This is a genomic window from Enterococcus gallinarum, assembly GCF_021496385.1.
GTDB lineage: Bacteria > Bacillota > Bacilli > Lactobacillales > Enterococcaceae > Enterococcus_D > Enterococcus_D gallinarum.
This window is the reverse complement of sequence record NZ_CP050816.1, coordinates 831,476-854,288: the sequence shown is the minus strand read 5'-3', so window position 1 is coordinate 854,288 and position 22,813 is coordinate 831,476. Positions and strand designations below refer to the sequence as shown.

Below are 22,813 nucleotides of genomic sequence, written 5' to 3'. Positions count from 1 at the left end.
TCCTTTACTTTCGTTTAATATACTGATTAGTAATAAGTTTTCTAGTCACATTAGCTTTTGGAATATCAATTATATTTGTTAGTTTTCTCGCTACTTCTTTATTAGCATTCTCATACAAGTGTCCATATGTTCCCAAAGTTGTTTGTATATCCTCGTGACCTAACCTATCTCGAACAACTAGTGCATTTTCACCCATTGAAATTAACAAGGAAGCATGAGAATGTCTTAGTGCATGGGCTTTAATTCTATGAACACTAGCTAGCTTAGAATGACGTGTTATTACATGATAAGTAGCACTCTTATTTGTTGGCACTCCATTATATGATAGCACATACTTAGAAGGAATATTTTTAGTTTGAAGAGTTTTCCATTGTTTCAGTAATTCAACGGTATCATCATCTAAAGCTATTACTCGATTACTGGCTTTTGTTTTTGGTTCGGTTAAATAGTACTCACTAGCATTCTTGTAATACATGGATTTGTTTACTCTTAATGTTCGATTTTCAAAATCAATATCTTTTTCCCACTCTAATGCTTGAGCCTCTCCAAAACGTAATCCAGTCATAAATAACAACCAAATTAAAACAAAACTAAAATATTCATGGTAATCTGATAAATCAAATGTTGCAATAACTTTTTCAAACTCATCTTTTGTCCAAAAATCTACTTTTTTCTTTACCTTTTTTACATTACCCACTTGTTTAGCTACGTTTTTATTTAACAATCCTAGTGTCACCGCTAAGTCTAGTGATTTTTGAAATAACCCATAAATGTTACGAATATAAGCAGAAGAATAGTTTTCTGATAAAGTGTTTTGCCATTTCTTAATGATGGGTGGTGTAATATCTTTTAATTTTCTGTTGAAGAAATATGCAAAATGGATATCCATAGACGACACTCGATTTTCATATGTCCTTGATTTAACTGAACGTTTGTAATCTGGTTTAAAATACGTTTCGTAAAACTCTTTAAACGACATCGTGCTATTTTTTTTGATAGCAGTATCCGAAAAATCATTCATATAATCATCATAGGCACGCTTTGCCTCTCTTTGAGAATTATATCCACGTCCCCAATGCCTAATGCGTTTTCCTTTTTCGTCATACCCTAAATTAGCTACAAAATACCACTTACCACTTTTTTTATCTTGATAAACATTGGATATTTTAGGCATTAATTTGTTCTCCTTTTATCTAAACATGTTCCATAATAATTCTAAATCCAAGTATCTCTTCAACAGCGGAAACAGGTACTCTCCCTAATCGTTTACTTGCATAATAGGAATATCCTTTATTTACCATTAAATATTTTGCTTTTCGGATAATATCAGAGGATTGGCTTGGCCCGAATCCTAAGTCACATAATTCTTTTTTTGTAATAGTGTTATTAGTCAAGTAAATCACTCCTTTAAAATTTTCGTATAGTGAACAGTTCCTTCTTTAAAATTAAGATATTCTCCTGTAAACTCTTTAAAATCTAGAACTTTCCGTTTATAATCTTTTGTATAAATAATATTTTTATTGGAAAAATCATACGGTTGTGACGTAGTTATTTTCCTAATTTGAGGCGTTTTTAAATTTTGAGATTTAAAAAACGCTTTTTTCTTATGCTCTTTAATTTCGAGGTCTTTTGAAAAATATTTACTCAAATAACGACCTCTATTCTCAACGCTATCAACGTCTACTTTATTGATTTTTACAAAACCATTTTGCCATATTTTTTCTAATTCAGAATTTTTAATATAGCCCAATGAAAAGAAGACAACATGATAATGAATTGAACCCCTTTTTTGTTTTTCCCATGTTGCTAAATACTTAGCACACTGATTACGCTTTTTTAATCTTCTATTTAGCCTTTGGATAAATTTTTTAAATTCATTGTTGGCATAATCTACTGATAATATATTTTCTCGAAAAGTCAACGTCACAAACTTTGTCGCCTCATCAAAATTACAATCAACAATGCGAGCAATTTCCCAACGCATATCTTCATAATGCCGTTGTTTTCTTTTCAAGCTGTCGTATTTTTCACTATTAGACAGTTCTTCAAAAGTACGTTTCTCGATATCATCATCTAACCACTCTAACTGTTTAGACCTTGATTCATCTTCGATATGTCTACTATAAAAAATAGGCTCTTCATACTGATAAACTTCAATATAAGTTGAAGTTTCAATAATTTTTGTATTATAGGCACGTGTTTCTTTATACATCACACACCTCTCAAAAATATATTTTGCGAGCAGATGTTGTTTTATATATCAAGTTAAGTGTCGGGCAAAGAACGCCCGACTGCACCTCTCAAAGTGAGTGAAAAGACTCGGACACTCCGTTTAGTCGCTAAGGCGACTACCTCCCTATTTCACTCACTTTAAGAGGTATTATTGTCGTTTATAGATAATACTTTCCAATTCTGCAATAAAATCAAAATCTTTCATAAATGGTGTTTCAAAGTATTTTTCTTCTCCTTGTCCATCAATCTTGATATATCCTCCACCTTTGACAGAAATAGACTTATGTTCTACGCTAGACGAGCCAAAGCACATCATGGTAGCCTCTTTACTCGCGGTACCTAACAGGGTTCTACAGCCAAGCTGGTCACGTAATGCACCATCTAAAATGGAACTATCTGGACGTTGAAGAATAATTTCAACGAAACACCCCATTGCACGACCTTTTAAAATAAGTGAGTATAGATAAGACATACAATCTGTCCTTAATTTTTTATCGGCACTCTTGATAAATGCTGCAAATTCATCAAATACTAGCACAACAGGTGGTAAGTTGAAATCAACAAAGGTTTTACCGAATGCAGAAACTTCACTGAAATACTGCCTATATCTTGTTTCCATAATTTCTGTTACTTCTCTTAGTACCCTTGCAATGTGATTCGGTTCGCTTACTACTCTATCTTCAAAGCCATGAACATATTTTAATAACGATAAATCTGCTGACTTCGGATCAGCTACATAAATTATTGCACCCATTTGTGCATAAACTAAAATCTTGTATTCAATCCAAACTGATTTTCCACTCCCAGTGTTTCCAATAGTCAAACCGTGACTAACCTTACTGACATCATAAGAAATTTTTTCAGTGACTTGAATGATTGCTCCATTAGTTTTGGGAATGCCATGTGAAAGGTGTAAGCGACTATCTGACACTTTTTCAAAGATATAGTCACAGTATTGAATATCATCATTTATTGTGCAATTAAGACCAAAAATAGCCGATAATTTATTGCTACTAGCATTAGCTAGCTCGTTCCATTTATCACCATTTTTCCAGAATCGGATAATTAGTTCGTTGGGAGTTTCTTTATATAATATAAAAACACTTTCCGTTATTACTTTTCTCTTTACAGCTTTGCCATTGCTGTCTTTTCCTAAAACTTGTATTTCTTCTAGGAAAAGCCGATTATCATTAATAAACCTTTTAATCAAGCTATACGGAGAATTTTCCCAGTTTGTTTTTCTATACATCACAAATTTATAGATTGTACTGGTAAACAGATAACAATAACTAACAAAAACGAAAATGTGTAAAAATCCATTAACTAGTTGTCCTATAATGAAAAGAAAAATTATTAACTCAACACTTAGGACAGCAAGTAAAAAACTCCAACGGTACCGTAGTAGTATGCTTGGTGAAAATGCTGAAACTTCTATAAAATCATCTTTCTGTCTCCATTGCATAATACTAAACCTTAACAACTACACATTTGTCCGCTTTGGAAGACAACTGAATCCAGCCATTTGAAACGTATGGAGTAAATGTTAAATTCTCAAACTTCACATAAGTGTTTTCAGGAATATCTTCTCTCTCCGTATCAAACAGAGGTCGTATTTCTTCAATTTTCACACTAATTTTTTCAAATTTCTTTTCAAGACATACAACTGTGTAATTGTAATGAGTAATTCTATCTGTTTTTTCAAATCCTCCATCACTATTTTTAACCCTTTCAAACGCTGGGTTCAAATCTACTAATAGTAATGAATTACCTACAGTTGCAACAGAATCAATAATTGGTTTAATAGCCATTCTTTCAAATCCTTTCATTTTATATCTATATGACACTATTACCAGTAACTTAACTAGGTGAACCTCTATTTCTCGTGTTCAATCAATCACCCCTAAATTTATTCCACATTATTAAAATAAAGCCTAGAAAATTTCTAATTCTCATTCTGATAAAAAACATTAAACAGACAACTAATGATAAACACCCTATTGTATTTAACAGTCCATTAGTTATACCTTCAACTTTAGTTGCAATAAATCCAAACAAACAGCCAATAATAAGAAAAATAAAAAATTTTAAATTATCAGATTTCATGTTTCTTTTCCTCTTTTTCAATAATTTTCAAAGCATTTAGAATCCCTTTTACTGCATATTCACGTTGCATAATATCGAATTGCAAGTAGTGTTCAATTCCTCTTAGTATTAATTTTACTTTCTCATTTTTATCCATATATGTCTCTTCCTATATGATATAGTGGTTCCACAAGTAAACATTTAGCTCCAAAAAATTTCTAAATAGCTGCTAAACTATTTAGAAAAGCTTTACTTTCATATATCTCCTGTCTGTATTAGACTGTCATAAAAAGCAAAGACTACTAATTTAATAATATAACTTAATAATGGAAGACGTTTCCCTGGTTCATCAATCTTAAATCTATATCTATAATGTTCCAAGCCATCTAAAATATCTTCATCTAAGTAAAACTTAGGTGTAACTGTGGTTTCAGTTTTAAAATCATTTTCCTTAACCGCATGGTTCATTCTTTTTTCAATTTTTGACCAATCTTCATCCGATAAGTTTTGTTTTTCGCAATATCGATATGCCTGCTCCAAAACACTACCACTTGAAACTTTCAAAACAAGATTGAGAGAGACACCATTAACCAATTCATTGAATTGACTTTGTATTTCTTCCTCTAGTTTTTTAATCAAACCATTTTTAATTTCAACTTGCAATTGTCTTTCTCTATATACTATTAGTTTATCAAGCCATATTTTTGTTTCATATGCTAATCTAACCGTTTTATATACTTTTGCCATTGTTGTTCCCTTCTATCCGATTTAAAATTTTTTTCCCTCTATTTTCAATGCTAATATTAACTTGTTCTAAAAACATGATTATTTCTTCACGAGTGACTGGCTTTATTCTTTCAAAATGATTTTTCCAAAAAGGAATTACATTATAATTCTCATCAACATAATCGTTTAAATAATGAGTATTTATGAATGATTCCCAAGAATAGTAATCTGACATATAGCTCTTTATTGATTTGACTGTATATTCCGAAAAACAATTACTTTCTTCTTCAATAAATATTTTTTTTAATGAATTAAGTGATAAATCCCAATAATCAAGATGTGGACAATACCTAGAACTATTAAAACCTTTCGGTACCAATATTAGATTTCCGATAGTGTGAGTTAATTTAGCAAACTTAACTAACTCAAAGCAACTATTTACCTTAATAAATTGGTCAAAATTTTCAATTAGAAATCGATTCCAAGTATATCCTTCCTCAACAATAAACTGCGGAAAATTAGTTTTATAATAACTTATATACTTTTTATGAATCAGTTGATAATCTTTACTATCAAAAGGAGGATACCCATTATCTACTTTAGAAATCGTTAAATTTGTGTTTTTTTGCAATGGGACTTTATTCCTAAGTGATCCGTCAGGAGTAAAAACATCAGGATATTCAATCTGCAAGAAAAATTTATAGGTAGTCCAAAAAGAATTCATAACATCCTTATGATTTTCATTTATTTTTGGAAACACTTTTGTGAAAACATCTTCTACAATCTGATAGTTTTCAATATGTCCTTGATAGAAATTACTATAATCAACTTCACTATCAACATAATTAGCAGATTTTTTTGCTAAGAGTATGTTTTTTATGATTTTTTCAATATTAATATTATATTTCTGATGGCCTAATAATATTCTCTTAAAATCAAAATCCCATGTTAACTCGCTTATGTTCACTATCATCATCCCTTTTTACTTGTGATTAATTATTCTCCACATACATGATAAGATATCTTTATAATGCAACAGAAATAGACAAAGCAGGTTCATACACAGTATAAAACTCATTACCATTGTGTTTTATTTCTAAAATATAATCTAAAAGTTTTCTTCCCGACTCCATCTCATTAAAATAGTACTGAAAAAGAGTTTCCAACTTATAGTGAGATTTATTTTCCCATGCTGGCCAAATTACAGAAAATATTCTTTTCATTTCATCATCAACATAAATATTCTTAATTGACGTAGCCTCTTCATCTAAAATAATAGTTGCCATTAACTTTTTATTTTGACCAAATTTAATGAATATACTAGTCATTGGTTACCTCCTAAATTTTAATAAACTTAATGTTTCTTTGTGGTTCTACATTTATCTTACCATAATATTTATTATTTTCAAGAAATTTATTAAAAAAATTATGCAACCATTTTGCAACCAATACAAGAAACATCTATCAAATTCATACTCTTTCTAACAATCGAAACTCGCTTAATTACAACAAATCAATCCTTATAAATTGTCAATCGCATGGAGTGGGAATAATAAAAGAAACCGTGAATCCTTTGATACTAAGGGATTCACGGTTCTTTTTTGCTTTTGAAGTTCTTTTACTGAAGAAAAGATACTATAGAGAAACAGTTATCATATCATCGTCTGAGATTAGTCGTATTACTTTACATGTTCAACTTCTGCTTTTTAAATAAAAATTAATTTTGTATACTATTCTTAATAAAATGAAAGAAAATCAAAAGAGCTAATATGTTTTTTAGCAATTTTCAGAAGAAAGGAGGGTTCTTTTGAGCAAAACGATAAATCTGACTCCGACCATAAGGCAAAGCTTCACCATCTTCATCAAAGTAGTAAATAAAATCTTGCGCAAATAAAGTAGCCCGCTCAATAAATCGCTCTGACCATTCTGGATCTTCTTCTTTCATAAAAGTAGCATAGATCAAACCGTAATAATGAAAGGCAAAAGCAACATAATAATCGCGTTGCGTTACTTTTCCATCTACGTACCATCCATCACCAATATACATCGAATCGATCAACGCTAATTCTTGTGTAAGTTCGTTTTTTGCCAATGGATCCCCACACTGATACAATGCCACCCGGATCAACACTTTAAAGAATGTCCAATTGTTTTTGGGAATCTTACAGGTTAATGCGTGTGACAACCACTTTTTCAGTGCTTGTTGATTCCTTTCAGGCAATTGCTCCCAAACATATTCTTTATGTAGTAAAAGTGTTAATGCCAATGCCGCTGCTTCAACAATATATTGGTCATAGTCCGTGATCTCTCCCCAATAATTTTCGCTGCCAGGGTCGGTTCCTGTCATTAATTTAGCAACATAGGCATCTCGCAACGGATCATCTTGGCATGCTGTCCAATAAGGTGCGATCCCCCATAGCGGACGTACAAGCGCTTCCATCTCTGCACGCTTCTGATCATATACAGCACCGCTGCTACCTAAATTCAATCCTGGACGATCAGTGGACAAAATAGCTGCCCGCAACGGTTGCATGATTTGTTCAAGTGCCGCTTGGTAATCCTGACGAGTCAAAAAAGGATTCTCTTGTAACGACGTCATTGTCAGCCCTCCTCTATCGATTTACAAAATAGAATAGCAAGCAAACCGGGCTTTTTCAACCGTTCTCATTCTATGAAGCAGTGATAAAAATGAGAGATTTTTCTCTCGTATTTCTCACTTAACCTATTAACAAAAGAATGACCCGTGATTCTATCTCAAAAGAGGAGTCGCAGTCCGAAAAAGTTAACCTGTCAAATATGAAAAGTCTATGATAGATTCCCAGATTTCTCGAATTTTTTTTCATAATTTTTTTCTAAAAAAAAGACCGACACATGTTTTGGCGCTTGAATAAAAAGTTGGCTTTCAAAAAGCTGCAGACAACTTACTCTCGGGCGTGAGACTAAGTAATACCCCATCAAGCTGTATCTGCTAAATAGCTCATAAAGTTTCTCCTGTCGGCTCTTTCTCTCAATAAGGAATGATCCGAGGAGCAGACAAGACAACACCCTTAGTTCTTGACTGCAGGAAGAACCATTCGCCAATTCATAAAAAAGAAGAGTGAAAAGAAACTAGAAATGACCCATATACAGGGAACGAATTCAAACTTAATCACAGCGCTGCTCACTTTGAACTGATACAAGGATCCAGCTAAAATAAGGGTTAGTCCGATACTGGCAAACAGAGTTTTTAACAACAAAGCAGGTCTTAACGGTTTGCTGCGAATGTGGATAATGACCTTAGCAAATACATGGGTTAGGAATAGAATGGTTAGGAAGCTCAATATTCCGGAAGAGAGCATGCTTAGCTTCAATGCTTTACCAGTCTCTTCCACCAGAACAATGCAAATAGGATGGATAAAATAATAATATTGTGACAGTTCTCGTAATTTTTTTAAGCAGGAGTTCTGCGTTGGATTTTTTGAGAGCAGCCAAAGAAATAAGAAAAAACTCAACGGCACAAGCATCAAGATAAAATTCATGTCCAATCTGTGAATGTGAGAAAGGAACAGACCTTCCAACACGAACAAACTTCCAAATAACAAAAGAAAACTAGAACTATGTTTTCCCATTCGGGATAACTTTTCCTGATGATCATAGATGAAAAAGCCAATAAGCGTGAAAATCATGCCAAAGAACAGACCATTTCTAGTCGTAAATGTTAGCCTAATAACCAGATCAAAAAAATCTTTAAACCAACCAGATGGTAGAAGACCATAGTAGGTCTCCAAACTTCCAAATAAATAAAGAACTAGTGAAATGACAAACACTTTTTGATACGAAAAACGTTTCAACAAATTTACTATAAAAATGACCGAAAGGATAAATGCAGGGATGTACCATAAATGATAATAGGTGCCGATATGGACAAATCCAACAAACAAAGCCGCAGGAAGTAGTTCTATTGGCACTTCTTGATTTTGATGAATCCAGTCTAGCCCCATCGGAAGGAAAAGAATGCTCCATACGACGTAAGAGTTGATTAAATGCAGGAAATATTCTTTTAAATATTCCGGTCTCATCTGCATCCCCTTACGGATGAAAAATGAACTGCTAACAAAAAAGAAAGGCACCGCAATACGACAAATAATATTTTTGATAAAAAAATTGGTCTCCGCTTGAGGAATAAGGGTATCACAATGAATCATAATAACCATGATAGCCCCTGCATATTTCATTCTATCCAATGCTGGATAACTCACTCTTTTTCCCATCCTATCCTCCATAAACTGGTAGCCACTTATTTTTTCAGCCTAAATATATCACAGCAGAGAAAAAATATTGTCCACCATAAGTCTGAACTTCTACACTGGAAGATAAGCAAAGAAAAGACGTTAAAACACATTACATCCTTCAAAAAAAGAATGCAGCAGGTTTTAACGCCTTTCAACAGTTTACAGCCATTCTTGCTTTACAACAAAAAATGAGCCGCGAATCTCGCCAGCAAGTTTCGAACGCTGACGAGCGAATTTAAATTTCCCTTCTAGCTCAGCAGGAACCGGCATCCCTTCCGACAGTTTGATACCAACTGCACGTTTCGGAGGCTTTCCTTCACTGGTTCCATGTTTTTCATAGAGTAAATTAAGGACCATGCCACTCTCATAATAGAATTCAGGCCAAAAAAGATCATCATCTTCGTAAAGTGCTACTTCAAGAATGGGTGATTCAAAAACTAGATCCCGTTCTTCTTTTAAGATCTGCTTGATCAGTGCCACCAAATCAGGCTTTTCAGCAGCTGGATAGGTGGTATACACATATTTGTATTTGTTCCAAAAGTAACGCGCTTCATTTGCCCGCAGACCGGCTAATTTTTCTGCAACAGGAGAGCTCTCTAATCCATCCGTCACTACATTTTTAAAATCCACTTCGTAAGCCATTTCTTTTCTCCTTACGTTTATTTGATCAATCACCAATACTAGCTAAATAATGATTATTTGATGGCTTGATTATAACACTAAAGAGGAATGACAGGTCACTAGCTAGCTTAAGGAAATGGTTTAGCCAGTACTAGTTGGTACAGGCAACTGGATAGTCAGTCATTATTGTTTTGGAGGACAAAGAACTAGTTGTCATTGTTTGTCGAATAGTAGGAGGGATGCTATGCTTAATCTAGAAAGATTTTTGATCAATCATCTATCGATATAAGTTTAGCTAAAAAAATTCCCTTCAATCTCTGAAGAGAAAACCAATAACAAAGGGCCATGACCTAAGTAAACATCCAACGAAATGATCTGAGTTGGAGGAGCGGTCGAATACTTTTCATAAAGCTGTGATCAGAATCTATGAGATCACAGAAGCCTGTCTCTTAGTATTCAGATCTTCCGTTTATTAAAATACTTACAGTCATCCCTTTTCTGAAAAGGAGAATCTCTATGAAAGTCTTATTTATTGGTGCATATGGCAAAGTCGGTCAGCATTTCGCCGAGCAACTGAAGAATCATCCACAGATCAAGGAAAAAGCCTTGATCCGAAATCCTGAACAAGTTCCTTTCTTTGAAGAGAAAGGGATCGAGACGGTACTACTGGATTTGGCTTCCAGCTCGATTGAAACGATCGCAGAAGCAGCAAACGAAGTTGACGCTATTGTTTTCAGTGCTGGTGCCGGCGGCAAAGGACTAGAAAAAACGATAGCAGTCGATCTAGATGGTGCCGTCAAAGCCATGGAAGCGGCAAAGAAAGCGGGCGTCAAACGTTTCGTCATGGTCAGCACTTTCAGAAATGATCGGGAAGAACTGTTGAAACAAAATAGTTTGCAGCCTTACACGATCGCCAAATATTATGCGGATGAATGGTTGAGAAGCCGCACCAACTTGGACTGGACCATCGTCCATCCCGGCGGTTTGACAGACGATCCGGGAACAGGCAACGTCAAAGCAGGCAAACGCAATGAGTTCGGCTCGATTCCGCGGGCAGATGTTGCTGCCACATTGATCGCTGTTTTGGAAAATGAAAACAGTATTGGCAAAGAATTTGAAGTCATCAGCGGAGAAACACCAATTGCTGAGGCCATTCACGAATTATAAAACCATCTGATGAAATAGTCCCCTTTCGTTAACAAGCAGTCCCTGCCACTATGTTGTCTCTCAAGCGACAACATAGTGGCAGGGACTTTTAGGGCGAAATGCAGGCTGTGCCTTCTCCAAACAGCATGCTTATCTTGTACCTTTAATCATTGCTAACGCTTGCGAAACATCATCTTCGTCATTTGAAACGGTCACATGATCTGCTAATTCTTTGATTGCTGGATGACCGTTTGCCATGGCAAAACTTATATCCGCGTTCTTAAACATTTCTAAGTCATTTAAACTATCTCCAATAGCGAATTTTGTTGGCTGGTCTAATTCATAAATGCGGCTAAGATGATCAAAAACAAAGCCCTTGGATACGGAGCGAGGAACGATTTCAAGATTGACGGCCGCTGATTCAGTAACAGAGACATTTGGTATATTTTCTATCTGCGGAAATAGCTCTTTTTTTATCTCACGATTAGGGACGAAAACAAACAGTTTATAAACATTAATATTTTTTTGATTGATGATTTCTTCAATCGCATCGTAAGCTGTCGACTGAATGGTATTTTCATAATCAAGTTCATAATTCAGTTCTTCTACAGGAAATTCTTGACCAATCGCATAGAAAATGTTTTTCATCTCTTCTTGATAGTTTTGCGATTCATAGCTGCCTTGATTGGTATATATTTTTGTTGGAAACGCTGAAACGATCTGGCTCACTTCTTTTACAGCTTGGGGATCAAATGGAAAATCAAAAATCAGCTTGTCTTGATCGTACCCAATGGCACCATTCAATCCGACCGCCGGGATCGCTAAATCAGCTTCTTTGAGGATCGCCTGAATATCTCCTACTTCTCGACCCGAACAAATAAAGGGAATCAATCACTGGAAAGCGACTTTAAAGAAGCGGCATTTTTATGACTGATCTTTTGCTCCGAGTTTAGTAGTGTTCCATCCAAATCAATTCCTATTAAATTCATGATATACGCTCCTATATTGTTTTTCTTTATTATACGTTTTAACTTAGGAGTTGACCAATACCTTTCGCACATAGGTTGTTATCTCTACAACAGCGAATTTATTCATATGCCTTGACTTCGCTCAAACAAATGTCCTAATAGTTAGAGCATTGCTCTAACTAGCCAGTTCAAAAAAAGAGGAGAATGAACTAAAACGATGGATATCATCAAGATATTGATTATGAAAGACTCTTGTAACCGATGACTTTAATCAGTATCCTGCTGGAAATCTATTTTTGCGCTATCTGCGATTTTTATCCAGATAGACCTCTTTAATAAGCAATATGATTTAGTGCCTTAATTACTTTTATTCAGGCCATTGTCAGCATCTGCTAATTCATATACCATCACGACTGTCGAACAACGCTCACCGACTTGATTCACCCAATGATCTTTCAAAAAACCGCTTTGTTTGAACCCTACTTTTTCGTATAATTTCAGTGCCGGCTCATTTGTAGAATTGACAGTGATTTCGATTCGATTAAAGCGATTTTGGGCAGCAATCCTTTGCATGCCTTTTTCTAAAGCCGCTTTCCCATAGCCTTGCCTTTGCCTTGACAGTTCACCAATCTTTATATCAAACGTTGCTCCTTTAGCTTCGATAGGCTTGTAGGCAAATTCTCCAATGAGGTGGCCTTTTTCGTCTATAATCAATAAAAACTCACCAGAAACCTCCTCGTAGTAATGAAGCGATTGCTGTACTTCCTCAACGCTCACTGCTAACCCTTGAGGGAAACCGACCGCTGCCATCACCTTTCCGTCTTGCCACCATTTCTGGATCAGTGGGCTATCATCTATTGTTGCTTTTCTTAATGAAATTGCCAATTCTTTTCTCCTTTATTTTTATCAGTTGTCTCTCTCACGAGGGCACATCCAAGAAGAACCTCGTTCGATTATTTCAGATACTTTTGCAGAGCATTCTCACTTCTTCTATGACCTCAATAGAAAGTCTATTTAATAAATTGGTTTGCCTATTAATCAATAGTATGGCATAAAAATAAGCAGCAGTAAACGCTACCTGAATTTCTAAACTTTTTCTATAAAAAAACAGCAGCCACTGGATCTTGTCTGCCCCTTTGGTTGCTGTTTTTTTAAATTGTTGTCTTCAGTTGTGTTTTTTTACAGTATATATAGTGTTAAACCCTGTTTCACAACCAGTTAATCTGCCTTTTCTAACCACTTTCGTGATTTTTCAACCTCTTGATAGGTCAGTTGATGACTTGGGGTCCAAACATATTCTATTTGTGCACGTCGAGACTCAAAAATCGCTTGCACATACTTGCTGTCTTCCACAGAAACGATAGGGTCCTTCAGACCAAAACTCATAAATACGTTTGTTTGTGCCAGTAGGTGATTGGGTAATTTCGATACTGGATACATTGGATGGTACAAAATCGCTTTTTGAAAAAGAACACTGAATTCCAGCAATAGATTGAGCGCAATATTGGCTCCATTAGAGTAACCAACCAAGACAACTTGTTCGATTGAGAAACCTTTTTCTTTAGCGACTTCTTGAATGAATGCTGCCAGTTCTTGCCCCCGGAACATTAAATCTTCTTCATCATAGATGCCTTCTGCTAATCGTTTGAAATAGCGGGGCATGCCATTCTCTAAAACATTGCCTCGAATACCTAGCAATGATGCTTGGGGATCTAGGTCGTGACCTAGATCAAGCAAAGAGCGTTCATCGCCGCCGGTTCCATGTAACAAGACAAGTACGGGAGCAGCTGGTTTTCCTTGGTGAAAGATAAAGTTCATTTGTCCTCCTTCTCGTTTGGTCGTGCCAAATCGAAGATCTCGCCGATCTCAGCATACGAATTTCCCGCAAGTCGGCTAACTGCCGCCAATTTTTTGGGATTGATTTTTCCTTCTTCATAGACCTGTTCATTTATTTGATACCCAGTGATTTTAAGTAAGAGCAGATCCACTTTTATCTCTTCTTTATTTTTTTCCTTGGTTTCTTCCTCGTTAATCGGTACATGTTGGTAAAGGGTGGTTTCAAAGCGAATTTTCGCCTCTTGCAATCCGGGTACGCCAACCGTTTGTGAAGGGACTGGCGTAAAATTTGCGACGGTCAATTCACTTTGTTCTGCAGGTAACAGTGCCGCTGCCTGATTGGCTGCTTCCACATTGCTGCGATCCAAGATATGGATCACTGCTTCCTTGGTCGTGAGTAAGTTACGAGCCGTATCTTTCATCGTGCCCTTTTTTCGCTGAACAGCGATCGAAACGATGGCGGGTTCTGAACTGACGATCGAAAAGAAACTGAAGGGGGCAATGTTTACGGTCCCTTCTGCCGATCGTGTCGTTACGATGGCAACCGGCCGCGGAATGATCGAGCCGATCAATAATTTATAATTTTCTCTTTGCGTCAGATTTTGGGGATCCAAATAAATCATGCAACACCGCTTTCTCTTTTTTGTGTATGATTGATGACTTCCTACTTGTAAATTAAACAGTCAATTTGGGTAAATGAGCTGTGATTTCTCCGCGGCGCTCTTCAAAGTGAGGGGGCAATTTGAGTGCTGTCCCCAGGGTTTCCAATGGTTCATCGATGAGAAATCCCGGAGATTCCGTTGCAATCTCAAAAAGGATCGTACCAGGCTCTTTAAAATAGACGGCTTTGAAGTAGTTACGATCTTTGATTTCTGTAACACCATACCCTTTTGTATAAAGGTCATCTTGCCAGTTGATTTGGCTTTCCTCATTCGGTACCGACCAGGCAATATGATGGACGGTACCGACACCCCAACGACCAGGTCTCAGTGGCTCTGTTGGTAGGAGAATCTCGTGTTTCACTGGTCCGGCAGTCACCAATCGTCGGTTTGATTCTGTCTCCGCTACAACTTGCAGCCCTAGATCATGGGTCAACGTCTTGAATGTTTCCTCTGGCTTAGCGGAAAGTAAGACCGCTCCATGGAACCCAAGAATCGCGTTTGTTTCCGCTGCTTCCCCTTCCACTAGCGCTAAAGACAGTTCATGAGGATCTTGAAGTTCCAATGTTGGTTGCCCAAATAGATGGCTCTCATGAACAGTGACTTGATGATGGGCCAATTGTTGTTTCCAATAGTCGCTGCTGCCTTTAGGAATGCGAAAGGTAATCGTGCCCACCTGTCCGCTACCGACACGACCAGGATGCGCGTTGGCCCATGGGAAAAAGGTAATGATCGTGCCATTTTCAATGGACAGATTGCTGTAGTAGAGATGATACGTATAAGGATCATCAAAGTTGACGGTTTGTTTGACTAAACGCAAGCCTAATACTTCGCGGTAGAAGTCTACATTTTCTTGCGGGTCACCGACGATTGCGGATATATGGTGGATTTGTTGAATGGGTTGCATCATTTTTACCTCCTTAGTTATGGCTGCGAGTGGTATCAAACGGCTTGATCGCTTTTTCGATCATTGCACGTTGGTCTTCCAAAAACGGAGCCAGTGATAATTTTTCGCCCAATGTTTCGTAAGGCTCGTCACCCATGAAGCCAGGTTCATCTGTCGCTAATTCAAAAAGAATATGTCCTACACGTACATACAGCGATTCAAAATAGTAGCGGTCCACATAGCCGGAATTCGCGAGACCCAAATTTTCAAAAACTTCTTGCCATACGGCTAAAGATTGGCGATCGGCTAAACGAAAGGCGACGTGATGCACTTCCCCGTCTCCTTGTTGTGCTTGTGGGCTTGTGGTATCTTCGACTAAGACGATTTCTGCCCCATTGCCCCCCTCGCCAACTTCTAATAGCGTGCGATTTCCTTCTTGATCGATGGCTTTGAATCCAAAGACATTTTCCAGTAATCCCTTGAAATCGGCAAAATAAGAAACGGAGATTTCGACTGGGCCTAAACCATAAATAGCGAATTCTTCTGGAACTGGCCCTTGTTTCCATGGAATACCTGCTTTGACGCCTTGATTGTGTTCATCAGAAATCAATTGGTAAGATTGCTGATCAAAATCCCAGAAGCGCAACACTTTTTTGCCAAATTCTGTTGTGATCGCTTCATGTTTCACATCAAATGTCTCAAAACGCTTTTTATAATAGTCTAATGCAGCATCGGATGGTACGCGAAAGCCTGTACGGGTAATTGAATTTGTTCCTTTACTGCCACGATCGGTATTGGGAAAATCAAAGAATGTCATCGTGGTTCCTGGGGAACCTAGATCATCCGGAAAATATGTGTGGTAGGTATAAATATCATCTTGATTGACGGTTTTCTTCACTAAACGCATCCCCAAAATCTCTGTAAAGAAGTGATAGTTTCTTTCGACATCACTGGTCATGGCTGTTACATGGTGTACCCCTAGTAATTGGTCTTGTTTTCTCATTTTTTCTTCCTCATTTCTCGTTATAAGTTATTTTTCGTAATAATGTTTTTAATGTTTGCAACTCGTCAATACTAAGCGAGGCAAAACTTGCCGCAATTTTTGTGGCATGAGTTGGAAAGATCTGATCCATCAATTCTGCCCCTTTATCTGTCAGACTGACATAGGTGATTCGCTGATCCGTTTGACTTGTTTCTCGACGAACGCAGCCTTTTTTTACGAGTTGATCGATGACGTACGTCGTGCTGCTGCTGGCAATCAAGATTTTTTCTTTGATGGCTTGGGTGGTGTGTGTACCTTTATGATAAAGCAGTTCCAGAACGGAAAACTCTGTCAGATTCAAGCCATAACAGCGGACATCTTGTTTAGCCACCTGCTCTAAGTGACTGCTGCTGCGTAATAAACCAATATAGACCTTCAATGCTTCCTCTTGATGATCCATTTCCTCACCTCGCTCGATTTATTTCGAATTCGAGATAATAATAACTTACTTTTTGTAAGTTGTAAAACAATCTGCTTTCCTTCTGAAACAAGCTTTGTCAACGTACAACAAAAACCCCCTTACCATTAGAATCCTTTTAAGCAAAAAGGATCTAATGGTAAGAGGGGGATTGACTTCTATTTGTAGCAGGTGTTTATTGTCCAATCTACTAGGAACTACTTCATTAAGATATAGAGAAAAATCAAATTCCGCTGGTTAGTATGAAAGCAGCGAGGCAGCCTCTTTATCAACGATCAATGTCATATCTGGATGGGTCGTCAATAGCGTTGCCGGAACGTCCTCCATTACTGTTCCATCTACTAATTGTTTGACGATGCCTGCTTTTTTCTTGCCATTGGCGATCATTACCAATTTCTTCACCTGCATGATGCTTTTTGGTCCCATTGTTACATAGAAATCAGGTTGTTTTTCTTTGTCTCCACCAACCTCACTTAACAAAACGTCAGCCATCTCGGGTGTCGCATTCGCATTCACGCGACTCGTTAAATCTCCAAATTTTGTCGTGTTCGGTAAATTCCCACAGAAATGGCCATCTGATCCAACCCCCAGCAACACCATATCCAATCCACCATCGGCTTTGATTCGTTCATCTTGTGTTTCATAATTCGTCCAGTCCAAGACATGGATTCTTTCACGATCGATTTCCGCTGGTCCAAAAAACAGGTTGTGCAAGTTCGTCATCGTGACACCATAGCGGTCTTCTTCCCCTTTGAATGGAATCTCATCAAAGTTATAAAAGTGAACGTGCTCAAAATATTTTTTATTTTTTACTAGTGGTACCAGCATTTCATACACCCCTTTTGGTGTTGATCCAGCGGTGATTGAAATATTCTTTCGATGCTGGCTGTGCATTACGCCTAAAAGGTGCTGTACGGCTACTTGGCTCATCTCTTGATAATCTTCCGTGATGATAACTTTCATGTGTCTTCCCTCTTTCTCATTCGTTTCGTGGACAGCGGCCCTTAATGGAATTACCTTCTCAAAAAAAGCCCTTTCACTTTCTATTGTATAGGAAAAACAGGCCAAATTGTTCGACTTATCTGAAATTTATTTTTGCATTCTATGGCGCACATCTTTTTGATCCATCCGAGAACTACAATTCTTCCCCTTGGGCGAATGTACAGCTGCAGGAAATCTATTCAATACTAAAAAAGCATCTGATACAGAGTGAAGTCGGAAATCAGCAATGAAATCTGCACTTTTCTCCTATTTACTTCCTAACCTTCTAATCTGTATTTCAGATACTTTTTTTCAGAAAATAATCCATCAGTGAAGAATCAAATGCAACGCAAAATCTACCTAACTATAGTAAAAAATCATTCCGCTTCTTCGATATCCCGGGCAATTTTTTCCACGTCGATTTCCCGCTGCAAGAACTCAGCATTCTCTATGGGAAAATGTTGACGAAACTCGGCTACTTCCATTACTTCTGCTTCACCACTGATTAAGCTAAAATCCAGTACATGACCAGCAAACTGATGATCGTCACTAATAAAGTGCAGATGGAAGCCTGCTGCTGCAGCACCATGGAAAAGTTTCGGGGTAAAGAAGCCTACGATAGTTCCTGCTATTTCTGTCGCCGTAAATTCAGGTTGATTTTGAATGATTTCAACGAATTTTGGATAGGGCTTTTCTTGTTTAGGCGCTACCCGCACGTGCATCGTATCAAACATTCCATGAAGCTTGATGGCCGCAAACAAATTGGGACTGATGGTCGCTAATAATCTTCCCTTGACTTCTTCATCCGTAGCTTCTGTGTCAAAAGCAAGTTCATCCGTGGCTGCAAAATCAACGACAGCTGCATACGGCGTCGTCTCGGTCCCTGTCAGCTGCTTCACCTGTCCTGTTTCGTCAACATGATAAATCACGCCCTCCAAGAAAATAATCTCACCATTTGAACCAGCTAATGTACCAATTCCTGTATCACCATAGGCTAACATCTTGCCGATTTGTTCGGTACCATCCATCAAATCTTCCATCAACCCGCCTAAAGTTCCGTGTTGATATAAATAACTTTTGCTTTTCACGTTCATCATGAAGCTCCTTCTATTAGTAAAATAAATACTCTTAGTAAAATTGATCCGGCAAAATCGTCTTGCCTAATTCGGCATTATCGGAATAATCGACCGGGATATCAATGACGACTGGTCCATCAGTTGCAAACCCTTCTTCGATCGCGGCTGTCAATTCTTGTTTTGTTGTGGCACGTAATCCCTTTGCCCCAAAGGCTTCCGCGTATTTGACAAAGTCTACAGGACCAAATTGAACACCTGAAGCACGATCATATTTCATTTCTTCCTGAAATTTCACCATATTGTAGGTGCCATCATTCCAGATAAGATGAATGATGTTCTGTTTTAAGCGAACAGCCGTTTCTAATTCTTGTGAAGAGAATAAGAAACCACCATCACCAGATACGGAAATAATTTGCGTATTCGGCCGCACTAATGCTGCCGCAATTCCCCATGGCAATGCCACACCTAATGTCTGCATCCCATTACTAAACAATAGATGGCGAGGTTCATAACTGCGGAAATGACGCGCCATCCAAATGTAGTGACTGCCGACATCAACAGTCACGGTCATCTCATCCGTCAGTTTTTGCTGCAATGTATCAATGATCTCCAATGGATGCAATGTTTGTTCTGTTCCACGGGCCTCTATTTGCTTTTCGGTTAATTTTTCTTGCAACGTAGCTAAATAGTTCTGTGCATCTGCTGATAACGTATATTGATCGATGGCTTGTGTCACTTGCTCAATGATTTTGGCAATGCTGCCTAACAGCTCTACTTCAGGCTGCATGTATGGATCGATTTCCATCGGTACTTCATCAATCACAATAATCCGTGCGTCTTTCTCTGCATTCCAATTGCGCGCTTCATATTCAATCGGATCATACCCCACAGCGATCACTAAATCACTTCGTTTTAGCAGCATGTCTCCTGGCTGATTACGGAACAAGCCCACACGGCCAAAGAAATGGTCTTCCAAAGCACGAGAAATGATTCCTGCTCCTTGAAAAGTTTCCACGACTGGTAATCCCGTTTTCGCTATCAAATGACGAATGGCTTCTGTCTCGCTTTCAGCAGAAGCCCGCATGCCTAGTAATAAAACCGGTAGTTTTGCTTCCTTGATGCGTTCAACGAGATCCTCGATATCCTCTGGATTCGCTTGTCCTAATTTTGGCGCTGATAATGGCTTGATGGCACTTCCTTCGACTTGGCCATCCGTTACATCTTGTGGTATCGACAGAAAACTGGCACCTTTTTTTGCGGTTTTAGCGATTCGAAATGCATTTGCGATATTTTCAGATAATGTTTCGGGATCTTGGATCTCCGTGCTGTATTTGGTTATTGGACTAAAGAGAGCAGCGTTATTCATACTTTGATGGGTCAGTTTCGATAAATCAGAACGTTTCACTTGCCCAGCCAATGCCAGAACTGGATCTCCTTCAGCTGTCGCTGTCACTAATCCCGTTGCTAAATTACTGGCACCTGGACCACTGGTAGCAATGACTACTCCTGGCTCTCCAGTCAAACGGCCAATGGCTTGTGCCATAAATGCAGCATTCTGTTCATGCCGGGCTAAGATCAATTGTGGTCCATGGTCTTCTAATGTATCGAAGACACCATCGATTTTTGCTCCTGGAATCCCAAAAATATAGGGGACGTGATGATTTTCTAAACTTTCAACAATAATTTCTGAACCTTTTTTACTCACTGTACTACCTCTTTTCAAAATCTGTATTAATCTCACGACTAATAATAGCACTTTTCTTTTATTTATCAAGAATAATACACTTTTTTAATCTGTATTAAAAAAATAGCAATTAAAAGGAACCGTTTTCTAGCGCTCCCTAAAAAGGATTCTATAAATAAGAACGATTCGTAAAAACAAATTGTTATTATCTAGTTTTATTTTCTTATTTTTTTCATGTTTTTAATATAAATCATGTTATAATAAAGACATCAAAAAGTGAAAGGAACTAGAAAAGTTATGGGTATGTGGATTAGTTTGGTCAGTTTCTTAGCAGTAATTGTAAGCGGTATTTTGTTGATTATCGCTGCCATCAAGAAGCGACCGAAAAAAAGATTGGGATTTATTTTATGCGGAAGCGTTATTCTATTTTTTGTTGGTGCAATTTTATCTCCGAGCAATTTGACACTATCTGTTATTTCACCTGAAATACAAACGGATGAAACAGGAAAAGCGACTATCGAAGGGGAAGCCACGGCCGATGCTGTCCTAACGATCAATGGAGAAACGGTCAAAAACAGCAAAGGTTCTTTTAGCTACACAGTTCACCTGAATGATGCCACTGAGCAACAAGTTGTGGTAAAAGCTGCCTTAAATGATCAGAAAAAAGAACAGGAAGTCTTGATCAAACCTTCCAAAGAATTTGTGGCTTATTTAGAAGCAGAAAAAGCGGAGAAAGAACTGATTAAACGGGTCGAAACTGCACTAGCGTTGGCAGAATCTAAACCAACACAAAAAAATTATGATGAAGCAGCAACATTGGTTCATTCTCTCAGCAAAACATATGACGATTATGATCAACGTTTGGCCGTCCTCCAAGATCATCTGCAGATCGCCAGCGCGTTAGAAAAAGCGGAACAAAGTCTAAGCAGAACAGACCTTGAGGCAGCTGCCAAGCTTGTTGCAGCAACAAGTTTGACGAAAACTGAATTTGAAGATCGACTGGCTTCTTTACAAACAAAAGTTGAAGAGAAAGAAACACAAGCGAAATTGCAAGCACAAGCGACCAAAGCTGTTGAAAAAGCCGAAGCAGAGCCGACTGAAGCAAACTTAGCTAGTGCAACTTCTGCGATTGCCAAGCTTCCCTCAGCAGATGATGGATTGACGCAGCGAGCTGAAGCTGTTCGCCAATCGATTCGTGAAGAACAAGAACGGCAGCTTGCTAAAGCCGAACAAGAACGGCAAGCAGCCGCCGCTGCGGAACAGCAGGCAAACCAAGCCAGCCAGTCAAATCAAACCACAAGCAATCAAGCAGAAGAATATGTCATGATCACCCGTACAGGGAAGAAGTATCACACCCATAAATGCGGCAATGGTACTTATTTCCCAGCTACGTTGTCCGAAGCTTTAAGCAAAGGATTGACCCCCTGCGAGAAGTGTTACTGATTTTTTTGAATATGGAACAGAATCTAGACAGCGTTCTTCCTTTCTAATCAAAGGAAAGAACGCTGTTTTTGGCGAACAAATATGCGGGTCATACCATTCTTCCTAAAATATCTAGCAGGACCGAGATACGTCGAAGCTTGTTTGGTCGTAGAAAAAAACGTCAAGGCTAGTATGCTCCTAGCATTGACGTTCATCGTATTTTCTGTAGATTATACCTGTTAGATAGAAATAACACGCTGGTTGCTTGTCAAAAGGACTTAGAAAGATAAAGCACAAGATCGTCATTATTGTAACAAGCAGCACCCATTGCCAAGACTTGATTCTCAAACCAGACCCCTGATCCGTCAGGTAAGTAGCCATTTTTTAAATACAGTCGCTGTGCAGTGCCATAACCAGAATGAAGCCCCACACCAATGGTGATCACAGACGAAAATGTTTTGGCTTGTTCTTCTGCAGCTTGGAGCAGCTTAGCGCCGATTCCTTGCCGCTGAAAGTTTTGAAAGACATTTAGATCGGTGATCTCCGGATAGCCATTCTTTTTAAAAGGACCGGCTTTTGCGTGGGGAATCAATGTCGCATAGCCTGCAATCTGTCCCGAGTCTTCCGCGACAAAGACCTGTCGCAGTCCGCGGCTCTGTTCTTGAAGATATCTCTCTAATGTAGCTTGACGACTAGGCCATTGTTGTGCAAGAAACGCTTGATCAATTGATCAACAATCACTAGCTGTCATTGGGCGAATAAT

Annotated in this window: 23 protein-coding genes and 2 pseudogenes; 2 read left to right on the top strand and 23 right to left on the bottom strand. The window is 38.0% G+C overall.

Annotated elements, in window-relative coordinates:
- Window positions 1–4 precede the first annotated feature (4 nt).
- The 12 genes and pseudogenes from HED61_RS04190 to HED61_RS04135 form a co-directional block, all read right to left on the bottom strand.
- The gene (locus tag HED61_RS04190) at window positions 5–1,174 is read right to left on the bottom strand and encodes a site-specific integrase (RefSeq protein WP_015543572.1); all 1,170 of its coding nucleotides are present in this window, start codon (window positions 1,172–1,174) and stop codon (window positions 5–7) included.
- A gap of 19 nt (window positions 1,175–1,193) precedes the next feature.
- Complete coding sequence (locus HED61_RS04185; RefSeq protein WP_002392591.1) at window positions 1,194–1,403, bottom strand: DUF3173 domain-containing protein; 210 nt, start codon at window positions 1,401–1,403, stop codon at window positions 1,194–1,196.
- Window positions 1,400–2,212 carry a rolling circle replication-associated protein gene (locus HED61_RS04180; RefSeq protein WP_015543571.1) on the bottom strand — a complete coding sequence of 271 codons (813 nt, stop codon included), beginning with the start codon at window positions 2,210–2,212 and terminating at the stop codon, window positions 1,400–1,402. Before HED61_RS04180 ends, HED61_RS04185 begins: the two co-directional genes overlap by 4 nt.
- A 168-nt stretch (window positions 2,213–2,380) precedes the next feature.
- A complete protein-coding gene (locus HED61_RS04175) occupies window positions 2,381–3,694 on the bottom strand; it encodes an FtsK/SpoIIIE domain-containing protein (protein WP_219645218.1) in 1,314 nt (437 codons plus the stop codon).
- A 4-nt stretch (window positions 3,695–3,698) separates the two neighbouring features.
- The gene (locus HED61_RS04170) at window positions 3,699–4,040 is read right to left on the bottom strand and encodes a hypothetical protein (RefSeq protein WP_104670554.1); all 342 of its coding nucleotides are present in this window, start codon (window positions 4,038–4,040) and stop codon (window positions 3,699–3,701) included.
- A 284-nt stretch (window positions 4,041–4,324) separates the two neighbouring features.
- Window positions 4,325–4,471, bottom strand: coding sequence for a hypothetical protein (locus HED61_RS04165; RefSeq protein ID WP_181034856.1), 147 nt, complete (start codon window positions 4,469–4,471; stop codon window positions 4,325–4,327).
- Window positions 4,472–4,569: 98 nt separating this feature from the next.
- On the bottom strand, window positions 4,570–5,061 hold the full coding sequence (locus HED61_RS04160; RefSeq protein WP_104670624.1) for a hypothetical protein: 492 nt from the start codon (window positions 5,059–5,061) through the stop codon (window positions 4,570–4,572).
- The gene (locus HED61_RS04155) at window positions 5,045–6,007 is read right to left on the bottom strand and encodes a hypothetical protein (RefSeq protein WP_123840500.1); all 963 of its coding nucleotides are present in this window, start codon (window positions 6,005–6,007) and stop codon (window positions 5,045–5,047) included. The genes HED61_RS04160 and HED61_RS04155 overlap by 17 nt, the downstream gene beginning before the upstream one ends.
- A gap of 58 nt (window positions 6,008–6,065) precedes the next feature.
- Window positions 6,066–6,368 (bottom strand): hypothetical protein, encoded by a 303-nt coding sequence (locus HED61_RS04150; RefSeq protein ID WP_219645219.1) that lies wholly within the window; start codon window positions 6,366–6,368, stop codon window positions 6,066–6,068.
- A 479-nt stretch (window positions 6,369–6,847) separates the two neighbouring features.
- Window positions 6,848–7,639: pseudogene (locus HED61_RS04145) on the bottom strand (DUF2264 domain-containing protein); the annotation flags it as partial.
- Between the two features lie 448 nt (window positions 7,640–8,087).
- A complete protein-coding gene (locus tag HED61_RS04140; RefSeq protein ID WP_021150649.1) occupies window positions 8,088–9,290 on the bottom strand; it encodes an acyltransferase family protein in 1,203 nt (400 codons plus the stop codon).
- Between the two features lie 180 nt (window positions 9,291–9,470).
- On the bottom strand, window positions 9,471–9,953 hold the full coding sequence (locus HED61_RS04135) for a hypothetical protein (protein WP_003127927.1): 483 nt from the start codon (window positions 9,951–9,953) through the stop codon (window positions 9,471–9,473).
- 495 nt (window positions 9,954–10,448) lie between these two features.
- Here HED61_RS04135 and HED61_RS04130 point away from each other — a divergent pair, with 495 nt between their 5' ends.
- Window positions 10,449–11,099, top strand: coding sequence for an SDR family oxidoreductase (locus tag HED61_RS04130; RefSeq protein ID WP_003127925.1), 651 nt, complete (start codon window positions 10,449–10,451; stop codon window positions 11,097–11,099).
- A 129-nt stretch (window positions 11,100–11,228) separates the two neighbouring features.
- Here HED61_RS04130 and HED61_RS04125 read toward each other — a convergent pair.
- The 10 genes and pseudogenes from HED61_RS04125 to alsS all read right to left on the bottom strand — a co-directional run bounded on the left by HED61_RS04125 (window position 11,229) and on the right by alsS (window position 20,649).
- A pseudogene (locus HED61_RS04125) lies at window positions 11,229–12,067 on the bottom strand (Cof-type HAD-IIB family hydrolase).
- A 336-nt stretch (window positions 12,068–12,403) separates the two neighbouring features.
- Window positions 12,404–12,931 carry a GNAT family N-acetyltransferase gene (locus HED61_RS04120; protein ID WP_219645220.1) on the bottom strand — a complete coding sequence of 176 codons (528 nt, stop codon included), beginning with the start codon at window positions 12,929–12,931 and terminating at the stop codon, window positions 12,404–12,406.
- A 333-nt stretch (window positions 12,932–13,264) separates the two neighbouring features.
- Window positions 13,265–13,864 (bottom strand): alpha/beta hydrolase, encoded by a 600-nt coding sequence (locus HED61_RS04115; RefSeq protein WP_021150651.1) that lies wholly within the window; start codon window positions 13,862–13,864, stop codon window positions 13,265–13,267.
- Window positions 13,861–14,505 carry a flavin reductase family protein gene (locus HED61_RS04110; protein ID WP_003127920.1) on the bottom strand — a complete coding sequence of 215 codons (645 nt, stop codon included), beginning with the start codon at window positions 14,503–14,505 and terminating at the stop codon, window positions 13,861–13,863. Before HED61_RS04110 ends, HED61_RS04115 begins: the two co-directional genes overlap by 4 nt.
- Window positions 14,506–14,557: 52 nt before the next feature.
- Window positions 14,558–15,448 (bottom strand): ring-cleaving dioxygenase, encoded by an 891-nt coding sequence (locus HED61_RS04105; protein WP_021150654.1) that lies wholly within the window; start codon window positions 15,446–15,448, stop codon window positions 14,558–14,560.
- Window positions 15,449–15,461: 13 nt separating this feature from the next.
- The gene (locus HED61_RS04100) at window positions 15,462–16,430 is read right to left on the bottom strand and encodes a ring-cleaving dioxygenase (RefSeq protein WP_219645221.1); all 969 of its coding nucleotides are present in this window, start codon (window positions 16,428–16,430) and stop codon (window positions 15,462–15,464) included.
- A gap of 10 nt (window positions 16,431–16,440) precedes the next feature.
- Entirely contained in the window at window positions 16,441–16,869 is a 429-nt protein-coding gene (locus tag HED61_RS04095; RefSeq protein ID WP_003127917.1) for a MarR family winged helix-turn-helix transcriptional regulator, read from the bottom strand.
- Between the two features lie 255 nt (window positions 16,870–17,124).
- Window positions 17,125–17,850, bottom strand: coding sequence for a glucosamine-6-phosphate deaminase (locus HED61_RS04090; RefSeq protein ID WP_003127916.1), 726 nt, complete (start codon window positions 17,848–17,850; stop codon window positions 17,125–17,127).
- Window positions 17,851–18,245: 395 nt separating this feature from the next.
- Window positions 18,246–18,962: an acetolactate decarboxylase gene (gene budA, locus HED61_RS04085; protein ID WP_003127915.1), complete on the bottom strand. Its 717-nt coding sequence runs from the start codon at window positions 18,960–18,962 to the stop codon at window positions 18,246–18,248.
- 34 nt (window positions 18,963–18,996) lie between these two features.
- Window positions 18,997–20,649: an acetolactate synthase AlsS gene (gene alsS, locus HED61_RS04080; protein ID WP_021150656.1), complete on the bottom strand. Its 1,653-nt coding sequence runs from the start codon at window positions 20,647–20,649 to the stop codon at window positions 18,997–18,999.
- A 276-nt stretch (window positions 20,650–20,925) separates the two neighbouring features.
- Here alsS and HED61_RS04075 point away from each other — a divergent pair, with 276 nt between their 5' ends.
- Entirely contained in the window at window positions 20,926–22,071 is a 1,146-nt protein-coding gene (locus tag HED61_RS04075; protein ID WP_005469968.1) for a hypothetical protein, read from the top strand.
- Between the two features lie 247 nt (window positions 22,072–22,318).
- Here HED61_RS04075 and HED61_RS04070 read toward each other — a convergent pair whose 3' ends face one another.
- Window positions 22,319–22,777 (bottom strand): GNAT family N-acetyltransferase, encoded by a 459-nt coding sequence (locus tag HED61_RS04070; protein ID WP_096710871.1) that lies wholly within the window; start codon window positions 22,775–22,777, stop codon window positions 22,319–22,321.
- Window positions 22,778–22,813 lie beyond the last annotated feature (36 nt).